Raw genomic sequence first — 14,516 nt, 5'->3', positions numbered from 1 at the left:
CATCCTAAGGGTCGAGACGTAGAAACGAGGCGCCCGTGTCATTTGCAGAACTGAATAACCTTCTGGAGAAACGTCATTCCTGCCGGGCCTTCCTGCCCGATCCTGTGCCAAAAGAGCAGATCGAACAAATCGTGGGCAGCGCGGCCCGGGTCCCAAGTTGGTGTAACGCGCAGCCGTGGCAATTGGTAATCACAAGCGGCGCAGAGACCGACAGGTTCCGTGCGGCGATGCAAAACGAAGCTGAAACAGGCGCACCGGCCCCCGATCTTCCGTTTCCCGCGTCATACTCCGGCGTCTATCAAGACCGCCGCCGCGCGTGCGGTTGGGCGCTGTATGAAGCAGTTGGTGTGGAGCGCGGGGACCGGGCAGGATCGGCCCAACAAATGATGCGCAACTTCGCTCTGTTCGACGCACCGCATTGCGCCATCGTCTCAAGCCCGGCGGAACTTGGACCATATGGCGCAATGGATTGCGGAGGGTTTGTTACGGCTTTCTCGCTGGCAGCGCAGGCGTTGGGCGTGGCAACCATTCCTCAGGCCGCATTAGCTGCGTATGGCCCGTTCCTGCACAGATATTTTCAGATCCCGAAAGACCGTCTGATCCTGTGCGCGATTTCCTTTGGGTATTCAGACAGAAAGCATCCCGCAAATAACTTTCGCACAGATCGTGCCGCGCTGGGTGACTTTGTCGACTGGCGCGGCTAAACCATCGCTCAGGCAAGATAATCGCCAAAGGGGGGAACCGCGTGCGCGCATTGCTGCAAAGAGTTTCGCAAGCCAAAGTATCGGTCGATGGCAATGTCATTGGCGCATCCGGTCCGGGGCTTTTGATTCTTGTCTGCGCCATGCAGGGGGACGATGAAGCCCAGGCTGAAAAACTGGCCCGGAAAACCGCCAGACTCAGGATTTTCAAGGACGATGTGGGCAAGATGAACCGCTCGCTTCTGGATGTAAAAGGGTCAGCCTTGGTGATCAGCCAGTTTACATTGGCGGCAGATACAACAAGCGGTAACAGGCCGGGGTTTTCAACTGCAGCACCGCCCGAACTGGGCGAGCATCTGTATAACACCTTCGCAAACTACCTTGCTGCGCAAGGTGTAGCGGTAGAAACTGGACAATTCGGGGCCGACATGGCCGTTGAACTTGTCAACGACGGACCGGTCACAATCTGGGTGGAGACTTGATGGATACTGAAAAGCAAGCCGTTCAACTTTGGCGCGCCGGGGTTGAGGCCGTTGACGGATACACCGCCACCGAGGCCGCCCTGCACGACATCCCGAAACCGGATCGTATTCTGGCCGTAGGCAAGCCTGCCGCCGCCATGGCACGGGCGGCGTTGGCGCGGTTTGGCACGGTTCCCACGCTTGTTGTGACCAAGGTCGATCACGGCCGTGACTTGCCGGACACTGTCGAGGTGATCGAAGCCTCGCACCCGGTTCCGGACAACCGCAGCCTTGCGGGCGGGCGTGCTCTGCGTAAGGCGCTGGAACAGATGGACCCCGGATCACATGTGCTGCTTCTGGTGTCGGGTGGCGCATCTTCGTTGGCCGAGGATCTTTTGCCCGGAAAATCAATGAGCGATCTCGAAGCATTGAACCGCAAGTTGCTATCAGAGGGGATGGATATCAGTGCGATGAACGCTGAGCGGCGCAAACTGTCCCGCATCAAAGGCGGGGGGTTACTGTCGCACTTTGCGGGCGCGCGCGCGACTGTTCTGGCCATCTCGGACGTACCGGGCGACGACCTCAATGTCATTGGATCGGGTATCGGCGCTTTGCCTTCCAGCCACACATTTGGAGCCACCACTCGGATCGTGGCCTCAAACGCCCATGCCCGCAATGCGGTTGTGCAAGCCGCCGAAGCAGCTGGGCTAAAGGTTTGGGCCAATGAAGAGGCGCTGCATGATGACTATCTGAAGGTCGCCGCACATCTTGGCCAACTGCTGCGCGGAATGGAAAAAGGCGTGATGGTCTTCGGTGGGGAACCGACTGTGGTCTTGCCGGATCACCCTGGGCGCGGTGGACGAAACCAAGCACTGGCACTTGCGCTGGCGCAGGAGATTGCCGGGCAGCCAAACCTGACAGTTGTTGTCGGCGGAACGGACGGCACAGACGGACCGACCAATGCGGCAGGGGGAATCATTACCGGTGCAACATGGAACGACAGCGGGATGACCGCGCTTATAAATGCTGACAGCGGGTCGTTTCTGGACAAAGCCCAAGCCTTGCTGACAACCGGGCCAACTGGCACCAATGTCATGGACTTGGTTGTCGCAATACGTGGATGAACTGACGCATATCACACCACCCCAGACCGTAAAGGCCCGGAAACTGGCCTGAAACAGAATTGTATCATAATATTCTTGTGGAAAGGGCATCGCGCCAAACAAAGTTACTTGCGCTTCGGCCTTCGGCATCAAGGAGAAATACCCTTGCCCGGTCCGCCGAAATAAGTCAACGTTGACTCATGCGTCAACAAAAACCCGAAAAGGGTTAAAACCACTCGATAGGGAGAATACTCGATGAACGAACAAATCACGCATATGGCCGGTCAGGTCACAGCCGGAAAAATGACCCGCCGCGAATTCATGGGGAAAGCCGCGGCGCTGGGTGTTTCGGCTGCGATGGCCAGCACAATGTTCGCAGACGCCGCTCGGGCTGCTGGCCCGAAAAAGGGCGGTGATTTGAAATTTGGTCTTCAGGGTGGTGAATCCACTAACTCTCTGGACCCGGCGACCTACGCAAGCTCTGTTCCCTTCCAGAACGGTAAACAGTTTGGTGACCAGCTTGTCGAAGTTGCACCGGACGGTTCGATCGAACCTCGTCTGGCGGAAAGTGTTGAAGGCAGCGCTGATGCCAAGGTTTGGACTTTCAAGCTGCGTCAGGGTGTCGAATTCCACAACGGCAAGACCATGACCAGCGAAGACGTGCTGAAAACCATGCAGCGCCACTCGAACGAAGACTCCAAGTCCGGTGCCCTGGGCATCATGAAGGGCATTGAGTCAATGAAAGCTGATGGCGACAACTTCCAGGTCACCCTGACCGAGCCAAACGCCGACCTGCCCTATCTAATGGCCGATTACCACCTAATCATTCAGCCTGATGGCGGTATGGATAATCCAGGGGCAGGTATCGGGACTGGACCGTACAAATTGGAAGTTGACGAACCCGGTGTGCGTCACTTGTTTACAAAGAACGAAAACCACTGGAACAGCGATTACGGCAATTTCGACAGTGTCGAAGTCATCGTCATCAACGACGCAACTGCGCGTACCGCTGCCCTGCAATCCGGACAGGTCCACGCGGTCAACCGCGTGGAACCCAAAGTTGCCGACCTGTTGGGCCGCGCACCCAACCTGACCGTACATTCAACCGCTGGTCGCGGTCACTATGTCTTCATCATGCATTGTGACACGGCACCGTTTGATAACAATGAACTGCGCACCGCGCTGAAGTACGCCATCAACCGGGCAGACCTGGTAGACAAGGTTCTGCGAGGCTACGGTTCGATCGGTAATGATATGCCGATCAACGCGGCCTACCCACTGTTTGACGAAACAATCGAGCAGCGCGAATTCAGCATCGAAAAAGCAGCCGAGCACTACAAAAAGTCCGGCCACGATGGCTCGCCGATTATCCTGCGTGTTGCGGATGGTGCCTTCCCAGGTGCTGTCGACGCAGCAGCTTTGTTCCAGCAAACCGCTGCGCAAGCTGGTATTCCACTGGAAATCAAACGTGAGCCCAACGATGGCTACTGGTCCGAAGTCTGGAATGTCCAGCCCTTCTGTGCGTCGTACTGGGGTGGTCGCCCTGTACAGGACCAGATGTATACTACCGCTTACCTGTCAACTGCGGATTGGAACGACACTCGTTTCAAAGTTCAGGCCTTTGACGATCTGTTGTTTGCGGCGCGTGCAGAGTTGGATGCAGAGAAGCGCAAAGGCATCTATAGCCAGATGGGCCGTATGGTCCGCGACGAAGGCGGCTTGATTTGCCCGATGTTCAACAACTTTGTTGAAGGCGTCAGTAATCAGCTGGATGGTTGGGAATCAGACCCGAACCAAGAGATGATGAACGGCAACATGTCCCGCAAAATGTGGTTCGTCTAAAACGGGCCACGGATCATGCATCCTATCATCAAACTGGTTTCCCAGCGCCTTGCGCTGGGACTCCTATTGCTGTTTGGCGCTTCGGCCCTGATTTTTGGCCTGACCGAAGCCCTTCCCGGAGACGCAGCGCAAGCCGTCCTGGGGCAGTCCGCAACCCCCGAGGCCCTTGCAAACCTGCGCGAAGAAATGGGCCTGAACCGGCCTGCCCTGACCCGCTATTTCGAATGGCTGGGCGGTATCGTTCAAGGTGATCTGGGTCAGTCCCTGACCAACAAGCTGGACATTGCGGAAAGCATTGGCAAACGGTTGGGCAACACGTTGTTTCTGGCATGCGCCGCAGCCGTGGTTTCGGTTCCGCTTGCCATCTTCCTGGGCTTGCTGGCAGTCCGCTACCGCAACCGCTGGCCGGACAAGCTGATCTCTGCCATCACGCTTACGACAGTGTCGATACCAGAGTTTCTGATCGGCTACGTGGTGATCTACTATGTCTCGGTAAAGCTGGGCTGGTTTTCCTCGCTTGCGATGATCAATGATTCGATGTCATTCGGGCAAAAACTCAATGCAATCGCGTTGCCCGCTTTCGTGCTGACGCTGGTGGTCTTGGCGCAGATGATGCGCATGACCCGCGCGGCGATCCTCAACCTGATGCAGTCGGCCTATATCGAAACGGCGGAACTGAAGGGGTTGTCAAACTTTCAGGTCATCGCGAGACACGCCTTTCCGAACGCGATCTCGCCCATTGTAAACGTGGTGATGCTGAACCTGGCCTATCTGGTCGTGGGCGTTGTCGTGGTCGAAGTGGTGTTCGTTTATCCCGGCATGGGGCAATACCTGGTGGACTCGGTAACCAAACGTGACGTGCCGGTCGTACTGGCGTGTGGTGTGGTCTTTGCCGCCGTCTATATCGGGCTGAACATGGTGGCCGATATCGTATCGATCCTGGCCAACCCAAGACTGAGGCATCCGAAATGATGAAAAATATTCCAATTTCGGCAATGATCGGTCTGTTGTTCACAGGTCTCTATTTCTTTGTCGCCTTGGCTGCACCGCTTATTGCGCCCTACGGTATGGCCGAAGTGGTTGGCGATGTGTGGGAGCCATCAAGCGCAGAACATCTGTTGGGCACAGACAATATTGGACGGGATCTGCTCACACGCATGATCTACGGCGGGCGCACGACGATCTTCATTGCGGCTGCGGCTACGATCCTCAGCTTTGTAACCGGCACGTCGCTGGGTTTGCTGGCTGCGGTTCTGGGCGGTTGGGCTGATCAGGTTTTCAGCCGGGCGGTTGACCTGGTCATGTCGATCCCGACGCTGATCCTGGCACTTGTCATTCTTGCCATCGTCCCGGTGACGGTCCCGATCCTGATCCTGGTGATGGGCCTTCTGGACGCGACACGCCCGTATCGTCTGTCGCGATCGGTTGCTGTCGACATCAACGTGATGGATTATGTCGAGGCCGCCAAATTGCGCGGCGAAGGCCGTGCCTGGATCATCTTCCGTGAAATCCTGCCGAACGCCCTGTCACCGCTGGTGGCCGAGTTCGGGCTGCGGTTCATCTTTATGGTCCTCTTCATCTCGACCCTTTCGTTTCTGGGGCTGGGCGTCCAGCCCCCGCTGGCCGACTGGGGCGGCATCGTGAAAGAGAACAAGGATGGCATCGTGTATGGCATTGGCGCAGCTTTGTACCCGGCTGTTGCCATCGCGACGCTCGCGATCTCGGTCAACCTTGTGGCTGACTGGATCCTGAACCGAACCACATCGCTGAAAGGAGGTCGGGGATGAGTGATACCCTTCTCAAGGTCCGTGACCTCAAGATCGGTGCAACGGTCTATCCACCGGGTGAAAAACCCCATGACATCGAAATCGTGCACGGGGTCAGTTTTGACCTCGAACGCGGCAAGGTTCTGGGGCTGATCGGAGAATCCGGGGCCGGTAAGTCCACCATCGGCCTCGCTTCCATGGCCTATGGCCGGGGTGGTGTTGAAATCACTGGCGGCGAGGTTTGGGTAAATGGGCGCGATATCCTGAAATCGTCACATGGCGATATCCGCAATCTGCGCGGGGGTGAGGTTGCGTATGTGTCGCAATCCGCTGCCGCGTCGTTCAACCCGGCCAAGAAGATCATGGATCAGGTTGTCGAAGCTGCGGTCGAGCACAAGAAGTTTTCGCGAAAAGAGGCCGAAGGCCGCGCGCGGGAACTGTTCGCCAAACTAGGCCTACCCGACCCGGATAATATCGGTGACCGCTACCCGCACCAGGTTTCAGGCGGACAGTTGCAGCGATGCATGACTGCGCTGGCGCTGTGCCCCGAACCTGACCTGGTGGTGTTCGATGAACCTACCACGGCGCTGGATGTGACCACGCAGATCGACGTGCTGATGGCAATCAAAGAAGCCATTCGCGATACCGGTGTTGCTGCTCTTTACATCACGCACGACCTTGCGGTCGTGGCGCAGGTCAGCGACGAAATCATGGTTCTGCGGATGGGAAATACGATTGAATACGGGTCAACCGATCAGATCATCAACAACCCGCAGGAAGAGTACACGCAAGCTCTGGTCTCGGTCCGTTCGATCGAGCACGAGGAAAAACAGCCCACAGCGGAACCGCTGTTGAGCGTTGACGGTATCACCGCGCGCTACAAGGGATTGAATTTCGACGTGCTGCACAACGTCAATGTCGAGCTTCATCCGGGGCAGACGCTGGCAGTTGTGGGCGAATCCGGTTCTGGTAAGTCGACTCTCGCTCGGGTGATCACCGGCCTGTTGCCACCGCGCGATGGCGAGATTACGTTTGCTGGACGCAAGCTTTCGCCTGATCTTGCCGGACGATCCCGCGAGGACCTGCGCGAGTTGCAGATGATCTATCAGATGGCTGACGTGGCAATGAACCCGCGCCAGACCGTCGGCACGATCATCGGGCGCCCGCTGGAGTTCTACTTCAACATGCGTGGTGCCGAAAAACGCAAACGGGTCGTCGAGTTGCTGGACGAGATCGAGTTGGGCGAGAAGTTCATCGACCGTTACCCAGCCGAGTTGTCCGGTGGCCAGAAGCAACGCGTGTGTATCGCGCGGTCTTTGGCGGCCAAGCCCAAGATGATCATCTGCGACGAGGTGACATCGGCGCTCGACCCGCTTGTGGCGGACGGTATCCTCAAGCTGCTGCTGGATTTGCAGAAGATCGAGGATGTGGCCTACCTGTTTATCACCCACGATTTGGCGACGGTTCGGGCGATCAGCGACAGCATCGCGGTGATGTATCAGGGACGCGTGGCGCGCTATGGCCCAAAGAGCCAGGTGCTCAGCCCGCCATTCGACGACTATACAGACCTGCTGCTGAGCTCGGTGCCCGAGATGCATCTGGGCTGGCTGGAAGAGGTCGTTGCCCATCGCAAAATGGAAAGCGCGGGGAACTGATCTCTGCGCCTGTAACATCACTTTGAAGAAATGGATTCCCGGCGTTTTGCATCTTGGCTGACGTCGGGAATTTATTATTTGGGACGCGATTTGGCAGGCGCATGGTTTCAACTCGCGTATCGTCCGCATGAAATACTCAGATCAAAAGGCCGAACCATGGACCGTAAACTACTATTGATCATCCTAGACGGAGTACCATACCGGAACTTCCGCCGCCTGTTCGGCAACCTGGAAGGTTGGGCCGACAGCGGCGAAGCTCGGGTGTGGAAGCACCGCGCGGTGCTGCCTTCAACTTCGGCCAGTTGCTATGCATCGATCCATACGGGCGTAACCCCGCAAGAACACGGCTGCACCGGAAACGGCAACGTTTTTCGCCTGAGCCACAAGGATATCTTTAGCCAGGTACGTGAGGCCGGCGGCGTGACTGGGGCAGTAACGCACAGTTTTTGGTCGCAGTTCTTCAACCGCCACCCGTTCGACTATGTCCGCGACGTCGAATATGACGAGCCAGAGAGCCAGACCATCAATCACGGTCGCTTTCACAGCATGACCGGTTACGGCAAAGACAATCAGATGACCCCGTCCGACGTCGATCTATTTGCGACCCTGACCAATCTGTGTCTGCGCTTTGGGTTGGACTATGGAATCCTGCACACCTGCACACTGGACAGCATGGGTCACCGTTTCTATCACGACTGCGAGGAAATGGATCATGCCTGTTTTGTTGCAGACGAGATGCTGGCCCCGTTCATCCCACGCTGGCGCCAACTAGGGTATGAGGTGATCGTCACCGCCGATCACGGTCAGGACGAGCGCGGACACCACGGTGGGCGCAGCCCACTGCAACAGGAAACCGCGCTGTATTACTTCGGTGATGCCGACGGGCCTGACGCTGAAACCGTGATAGACCAGGTCCAATTGGCACCGACCATTCTGAACCGCTTGGGTGCGCCCCTCGCAGAGACGATGAAGGCTAAGCCGTTCCTGAAGTAACTGGCTGGCGTCAGTCGTAGGGCCAGATTTCTTGCCCAAGTGCTTCGATTGCGATCGAGATCCGTTCGAAACTGTCTGCTGCGCGCTTTACCGAGGTTCGCGCGCGCAGGTACCCATGGACAAGGCCAGGTTCGTTGATCCAATGGGCCAGACCACCAGCTGCGCTGATCCGCTCGCAATAGACCTTCCCGTCATCACGGAGCGGATCACAATCAGCGGTAATCACAACAGTAGGCGGCAGTTTCGAGAAATCATTGTCCTGTAAGGGCGCGCAAGTCGGATCGCCCTGAGGCGGGGTACCTGCGTATCGGACGGTTTCGTAGAATTTAATATCGTCCAGTGTCAGTAAAGGAGCATGGGCGTGCTCAAGATATGAGCCGCGCGATTGGTCTCCGCCAAAACCGGGGTAGATCAGCACCTGCCCCAGTATATTGTCCAGCCGCCCGCGCGCATGGTGGGCGATAGCTGCTGCCAGATTTCCACCTGCACTATCCCCGGCCAGGACAAGCGGGTCGCCATACTCTGCCGCCGCCCACTTCACAGCCGTCCAGCAATCCTGGAACTGCGCCGGATGCACATGTTCAGGGCACAGCCTGTAGTCAACTGAAACGACGCGGTATCCCGTTTGGGCACAGAACTCGGCACAGACATCATCATGGCTGTCCAGCCCGCCAACAACAAACCCGCCGCCGTGGAAATAGACGATCGTTCGGGTCGGTTGCCCGGATGTATAATGGCGGACCGGCACCCCATCGGCGTACAGGTCCTGAGTTTCGACACCGGCAGGGCGCTGTTGGCGAAATTTCTTGCACATCGCGTCATAGACGCGACGCTGGTCCTCGATGGACAAATCGACCGCATCATCGGGATAGCTTTCAGCCGTGCGGCGTATGAACGCCCAGGTTTCTTCGTCGATCAGGCGTTCATAGTCCATTGTTCCTCCAACTTATTTGGACCACTCCCAGGGCCGGGTGTATGCGCCTAGGACTTTCGCGACATCGTCTTCCGAAGATCCGTTCGCGTCAAGCTGCGCGACAAGGCCGCGCTTCTTATCGTCGATCACCAGAACAACCCGCGCAGCAAGACCCGCAGCGTCAAGAGCACCGTTGTAGATGCGGGTGATGGCCTTTTTACGCAGGTCCGGCTTGAATACCTTGCCGACCGCAGTTTTCGGCAACTCGTCAAGAATGGTAATGTGCTTGGGTTGCGCGGCACGCTCATGCACGTGAACCTTGCAATATTCCAGCAGCTCATTTTCAGTGACCGACGCCCCATCGACCAATTCGACATAGGCGCAGGGCACTTCGCCCGAATGCGCGTCCGGCTGGCCGATCGCCCCCGCGAAGGCAACCGCATTGTGACCCAGCAGTGCCTCTTCGATTTCGGCAGGATCGATATTGTGGCCACCGCGAATGATCAGGTCCTTGGCGCGACCGGTGATCCAAAGGTAGCCGTCTTCGTCAAACCGCCCCAGATCGCCCGTACGCAAGTATTTGTCAAAGTGATAAAGACCAATGTTCTTGTCGGCCTCAGAATACGTGTTGCCTGCGTACACACCGGGGTTCGAGATGCAGATCTCACCAATCTGATCAGTGCCGCACTCTGTCGGCCCATCCGGCCCATCCAGCAGGATTTTGACATCCGTATAGGGGAACGGAATACCGATCGAACCGATCTTTTTCTCGCCATCCACGGGGTTGCACGAGACCAGACAGGTGGCTTCGGTCAGGCCGTAGCCTTCGACGATGGTGACGCCCGTCGCCTCTTCGAAGCGGCGGAACAACTCCACCGGCAGTGGCGCTGAACCCGAAAAGGCGGTTCTCACACTTGAGATATCTGCGTCCACCGGGCGTTGCATCTTGGCTGATATCGCGGTTGGAACAGTGATGATAAAGCTCACCTTCCAGCGCTCTATCAGCTTCCAGAAATTGTCGAATACACCGTCACCGCGATAACCTGCAGGTGTCGGGAATATCACATGCGCACCCGACGACACGGCGGCCATAACGATCACATGCACTGCAAAGACGTGGAACATCGGCAGCGGGCACATGATGACGTCATTCTCGTCAAACAACAGCGTGTTGCCCAGCCAGCCGTTGTAGATCAGGCCCGAGTATTTATGCTGCGCCACCTTGGGCATCCCGGTGGTCCCACCGGTGTGGAAGAAACAAGCAACGCGATCGTCCTTGCTGTCCTCGAATGTCAGCGTCGTTGGTTGCTTGGCAAGTTCCTTGTTGAAACTCTTGTAGTCTGCATGTGCCAGTTTTTCCTTTTCGCCCATCTTGGGGCGCAGGAAGGGAACCAGCCACGATTTGGGCGGCGTCAGGTACCGATTCAGGTCAATTTCCAGAATGGTGTTGACCTTGGGCGCGTGGCGCACCGCCTCTTCCACCTTCTGGGCAACATCCGTTTTCGGGAAAGACTTCAATGTAACAACCACTTTGGCGCCTGTCTCGCGCAGGATCGCCGCAATCTGTTCGGGCTCCAGCAACGGATTGATCGGGTTCACAATCCCCGCAACTGCACCGCCCATCATGGTAATCAGTGTTTCGTTACAGTTTGGCAGCACATAGGCCACCACATCTTTTTCACCCACACCCAGCGCACGAAACAGGTTTGCCGCCTGATTGACCTTGCCCAGAAGTTCAGACCAGGTCAGGGTTTCGGCTTTGTCATTGGGGCCAGAAAAAAGCTGAAAACTGATGGCATTGTGGTTCGGGAACTTCCCCGCCGTGCGCGACAGGAGCTGATGGAAGGTGACAGGCAGATCCCGATCCTCCCACGACATTTCCTGTTCCATGCGCGTCTTGTCTTCCAATCCCACAAAGGCCATGTGGTTCCTCCCGTTTTTCTCCCGTGTTTTTGCACGAGCTTGTTGTTCACAACCAAGATGGAAGCAAAACAACCCTCGCGCAAGCGAGGCCTTAGCCTTCAAAGGGGGTAAAAAATAGAATGACGCTACGGCGAATTGACAAATGCCCGCGCGTCACTCCTATTCTGCCGCAACGCCATCTGTGAACTGCAGTCGTGCAAGGCGCGCATATAGCCCATCTTGGGACACCAGATCATCATGGCTGCCCTGCGCCACGATACGGCCTTCTTCCAGCACGACAATACGGTCGGCTTTCTTTACGGTCGCCAATCTGTGCGCAACAATCAGGGTCGTGCGGCCGGCACGCATCTGATCCACGGCGCCCTGCACCGCACGTTCACTCTCCGCATCAAGAGCCGAGGTCGCCTCGTCCAGCAGCAGCACGGGTGCGTCGCGTAAAATGGCGCGGGCGATTGCGATACGCTGTTTTTGCCCACCCGACAGCATGACACCGCGTTCGCCGACAAAACTGTCATACCCATCGGGCAAGGCGGCAATGAAATCATGTGCGATGGCGGCACGGGCTGCGGCTTCTACTTCGGCATCCGTTGCGTCCAGACGACCGAAGCGAATGTTTTCGCGGGCTGAGGCGGCAAAGATCACCGGATCCTGCGGCACCAAAGACATATACTTCCGGAAATCTGTGCGATCCAATTCCCGCAGATCATGGCCATCCAACATCACCCGGCCTGAGTTCGGGTCATAAAACCGTTGAATCAATTGAATGATCGTCGTCTTGCCCGCCCCTGACGGCCCGACAAAGGCAACGGTCTCGCCCGGGTTTACCTGAAGCGACAAGTGATCCAGCGCGATTGTATTAGGGCGCGCGGGATAGCGAAAACTGACATCTTCGAACCGGATTTCGCCTCGGACGTCCTTTGGCAAAGGAGCGGGGTTAACGGGGTCCGAAACCGTATCTTCGGCATTCAGCAATTCGACAAGACGCTCGGTGGCTCCGGCTGCGCGCTGAAGCTCGCTCCAAATCTCGGACAGGGCCGCAACAGAACCCGCCATGATGATCGAGTAGATCACGAATTGAATCAAAACGCCTTCGGTCATCACACCGTTGCGCACGTCATTTGCACCCATCCACAGAACGCCGACGATACCTGAAAATACCAGAAAGATCACAATCACCGTCAGCACTGCACGGGTCTGAATCCGACGCAGTGAAACAGTATAGGACATCTCGGTCATCTCATCGAATTGCTGGCGGCTGGCCTGTTCGTGGGTAAAGGCCTGCACCGTCTGTACCGCCCCCAATGCCTCGCCCGCGTTTCCGGATGACGCAGCGATCCAATCCTGGTTTTCACGGCTGATCACGCGCAGACGCCGACCCAGAATCAATATCGGCACCACCACCACGGGGATAAGCAGCAAGACAAGCCCGGTCAGCTTGGCCGAGGTCAACAGCATCAGAACCAACCCGCCGATAAACATCAGCATATTGCGCAGCGCGATGGACACGGATGAGCCTAGAACCGATTGGATGAGGGTCGTGTCGGTGGTAATCCTGCTCAGCACTTCACCGGTCATAATACGTTCGTAGAATTCGGGGCTCATGCCGATCACGCGATCGAACACAGCCTTGCGGATATCGGCAACCACACGTTCCCCCAACCGTGTGACCAACGCATATCTGATACCGGTTCCCGCAGCCAGAACAGCGGCAATGCCCAACGCTGCCAAAAAGTACCAGTCCAGCAATTCACCGTCCTGAATGCGGAAATTGTCAACCACGCGTCGCACGGCCAATGGCAGGGTCAACGTCATGCTGGCCGTCAGGATCAGAGCCAGTGTCGCCCCGATCATCAATAACCTGTAAGGCTTCATAAAGGGCCAGAGCGACCCCAGCACCCCGATTTTCCTTGAGCGGGCCCGCTCTTCGCTAGCGCCAGGAGCCGCTGATTGTGCTGGTTTATTGGCGGTCTGTCTTGCCATGTCCGGCCCTTGTGAATTGAACGCTACAAAGTGAACGCTTTCTTGGCCTCAGCCGTCGTTCCGGTCAAGCATTCCTGCCAAAAACAGCCAGCCATAAGGGCCATTTGACGCAGAAATCAGTGGGGATTGGAGCGGGTAGACGGAATCGAACCGACATAGCCTGCTTGGAAGGCAGGGGCTTTACCATTAAGCTATACCCGCAAATGGTTTGCGCTGGTTAAGTCATGCGCCGGGGCGCGTCAAGCGGGAAGTGTGAAAATTCGCGCGACCAAAACCGTGATATTTCCCGGTGGATGTACGGCCTTCAATCGTGACTGCGGAATATCCGCGTCGAGGAGAAAAACCGCTCAAGTTCCTCAATGCGTTCCTTGCTTTCTTCCCACCGCGCCTCTTGCACTTCAGCGATCAGGGTTTCCGATATCAGCTGCAATGCAATTGTTGAATCCCAGCTGGATGGTGCCTCGACCAGTGCGTGAAAGGTGTAATTGGCGGTCTTGCCTATCGGTGATCCCCACTGGTCGGTGAACAGGATAACCGTCACACCGCGGTTGGACGCGACCTGCGCCAGCTTCTCGAGATAGGCCTCGTATCGGCGGATATCAAAAATCACCAGAACCGAGGTTTCATCCATATCAAGCAGGTACTGCGGCCAAACGTTTGCCGAATTGCCCAGCATCGTCACATTGGGTCGAATAATCTGCATGTGATTGAACAGATAGTCCGCATTTGAACGTGTGATACGCCCGCCCACGACGTAAAGATGGTGATCTGTGTTAGCCAGAAGCTGGGCAACGGTGTCGAACATCTCTTTGTCCAGACGTTCCAGCGTGTGGCGCATATTTGTCCAAACGGCCTGCGCAAACCGCGTTGTGGGATGTTCCGCCTCGTCATCCACAACCCAGGCATCCCGTTTAGAGATCGGCTTTTTGATCTGTGCCGCCACCTCCTCTCGCAGGGCTTCCTGCAGGGCGGGAAAACCGTCGAAACCCAGCTTGCGAGCCATACGTATGACCGTCGGGGTCGAGACCTGCGCCGCAGCGGCCAGCTTGGTGATCGATTGCAAGCCAGTCATCGGGTAATCCTGCAAAAGTACTGAGGCCAGCTGCCGTTCTGACCGTGTCAGATCGTCAAGCTCTTCCTGTATCCGTTGTTTGACAAGTTTCGCAACGGTGGCCATAG

The 14,516-nt window shown here is 56.9% G+C and carries 12 protein-coding genes and 1 tRNA gene; 8 read left to right on the top strand and 5 right to left on the bottom strand.

The features are described 5' to 3' along the window. The first annotated feature begins 35 nt into the window (after positions 1 to 35). The 8 genes from AC2FLO_RS07970 (at position 36) to AC2FLO_RS07935 (ending at position 8,521) form a co-directional block, all read left to right on the top strand. Entirely contained in the window at positions 36 to 704 is a 669-nt protein-coding gene (locus tag AC2FLO_RS07970; protein ID WP_496752772.1) for a nitroreductase, read from the top strand. A gap of 41 nt (positions 705 to 745) precedes the next feature. Further along, positions 746 to 1,183 (top strand): D-aminoacyl-tRNA deacylase, encoded by a 438-nt coding sequence (gene dtd / locus AC2FLO_RS07965; RefSeq protein WP_496752773.1) that lies wholly within the window; start codon positions 746 to 748, stop codon positions 1,181 to 1,183. Further along, positions 1,183 to 2,286: a glycerate kinase type-2 family protein gene (locus tag AC2FLO_RS07960; RefSeq protein ID WP_496752774.1), complete on the top strand. Its 1,104-nt coding sequence runs from the start codon at positions 1,183 to 1,185 to the stop codon at positions 2,284 to 2,286. Before dtd ends, AC2FLO_RS07960 begins: the two co-directional genes overlap by 1 nt. Before the next feature lie 234 nt (positions 2,287 to 2,520). Then, positions 2,521 to 4,107 (top strand): ABC transporter substrate-binding protein, encoded by a 1,587-nt coding sequence (locus AC2FLO_RS07955; protein WP_480506188.1) that lies wholly within the window; start codon positions 2,521 to 2,523, stop codon positions 4,105 to 4,107. 15 nt (positions 4,108 to 4,122) lie between these two features. After that, entirely contained in the window at positions 4,123 to 5,079 is a 957-nt protein-coding gene (locus AC2FLO_RS07950; RefSeq protein ID WP_209504642.1) for an ABC transporter permease, read from the top strand. Then, a complete protein-coding gene (locus AC2FLO_RS07945; RefSeq protein ID WP_496752775.1) occupies positions 5,079 to 5,894 on the top strand; it encodes an ABC transporter permease in 816 nt (271 codons plus the stop codon). The genes AC2FLO_RS07950 and AC2FLO_RS07945 overlap by 1 nt, the downstream gene beginning before the upstream one ends. After that, positions 5,891 to 7,528 carry an ABC transporter ATP-binding protein gene (locus tag AC2FLO_RS07940; protein WP_480582797.1) on the top strand — a complete coding sequence of 546 codons (1,638 nt, stop codon included), beginning with the start codon at positions 5,891 to 5,893 and terminating at the stop codon, positions 7,526 to 7,528. The genes AC2FLO_RS07945 and AC2FLO_RS07940 overlap by 4 nt, the downstream gene beginning before the upstream one ends. A gap of 156 nt (positions 7,529 to 7,684) precedes the next feature. Beyond that, a complete protein-coding gene (locus tag AC2FLO_RS07935) occupies positions 7,685 to 8,521 on the top strand; it encodes an alkaline phosphatase family protein (protein ID WP_496752776.1) in 837 nt (278 codons plus the stop codon). A gap of 10 nt (positions 8,522 to 8,531) precedes the next feature. On the opposite strand, the gene AC2FLO_RS07930 is transcribed toward AC2FLO_RS07935, so the two are convergent. From AC2FLO_RS07930 to AC2FLO_RS07910, 5 genes are all read right to left on the bottom strand, one after another. Continuing rightward, positions 8,532 to 9,455, bottom strand: coding sequence for an alpha/beta hydrolase (locus AC2FLO_RS07930; protein WP_496752777.1), 924 nt, complete (start codon positions 9,453 to 9,455; stop codon positions 8,532 to 8,534). A gap of 12 nt (positions 9,456 to 9,467) precedes the next feature. Further along, the gene (locus AC2FLO_RS07925; RefSeq protein ID WP_480582791.1) at positions 9,468 to 11,357 is read right to left on the bottom strand and encodes an acyl-CoA synthetase; all 1,890 of its coding nucleotides are present in this window, start codon (positions 11,355 to 11,357) and stop codon (positions 9,468 to 9,470) included. 159 nt (positions 11,358 to 11,516) lie between these two features. Further along, positions 11,517 to 13,337, bottom strand: a complete 1,821-nt coding sequence (locus AC2FLO_RS07920; protein WP_496752778.1) for an ABC transporter transmembrane domain-containing protein — start codon at positions 13,335 to 13,337, stop codon at positions 11,517 to 11,519. Positions 13,338 to 13,464: 127 nt separating this feature from the next. Then, positions 13,465 to 13,538 (bottom strand) — tRNA-Gly (locus tag AC2FLO_RS07915). Positions 13,539 to 13,641: 103 nt separating this feature from the next. Beyond that, positions 13,642 to 14,514, bottom strand: coding sequence for a MurR/RpiR family transcriptional regulator (locus AC2FLO_RS07910; protein ID WP_496752779.1), 873 nt, complete (start codon positions 14,512 to 14,514; stop codon positions 13,642 to 13,644). Between the last annotated feature and the right edge of the window lie 2 nt (positions 14,515 to 14,516).

The sequence above is a fragment of the Ruegeria sp. TASC047 genome (assembly GCF_059612445.1).
This window is presented reverse-complemented; position numbering and strand designations above follow the sequence as displayed.

Bases quoted from the DNA above. Each gene is read 5' to 3' on its own strand.
- AC2FLO_RS07960 (WP_496752774.1), top strand. From the start codon at position 1,183: ATGGATACTGAAAAGCAAGCCGTTCAACTTTGGCGCGCCGGGGTTGAG.
- AC2FLO_RS07955 (WP_480506188.1), top strand. From the start codon at position 2,521: ATGAACGAACAAATCACGCATATGGCCGGTCAGGTCACAGCCGGAAAA.
- AC2FLO_RS07950 (WP_209504642.1), top strand. From the start codon at position 4,123: ATGCATCCTATCATCAAACTGGTTTCCCAGCGCCTTGCGCTGGGACTC.
- AC2FLO_RS07945 (WP_496752775.1), top strand. From the start codon at position 5,079: ATGAAAAATATTCCAATTTCGGCAATGATCGGTCTGTTGTTCACAGGT.
- AC2FLO_RS07940 (WP_480582797.1), top strand. From the start codon at position 5,891: ATGAGTGATACCCTTCTCAAGGTCCGTGACCTCAAGATCGGTGCAACG.
- AC2FLO_RS07935 (WP_496752776.1), top strand. From the start codon at position 7,685: ATGGACCGTAAACTACTATTGATCATCCTAGACGGAGTACCATACCGG.
- AC2FLO_RS07930 (WP_496752777.1), bottom strand. From the start codon at position 9,455: ATGGACTATGAACGCCTGATCGACGAAGAAACCTGGGCGTTCATACGC.
- AC2FLO_RS07925 (WP_480582791.1), bottom strand. From the start codon at position 11,357: ATGGCCTTTGTGGGATTGGAAGACAAGACGCGCATGGAACAGGAAATG.
- AC2FLO_RS07920 (WP_496752778.1), bottom strand. From the start codon at position 13,337: ATGGCAAGACAGACCGCCAATAAACCAGCACAATCAGCGGCTCCTGGC.
- AC2FLO_RS07910 (WP_496752779.1), bottom strand. From the start codon at position 14,514: ATGGCCACCGTTGCGAAACTTGTCAAACAACGGATACAGGAAGAGCTT.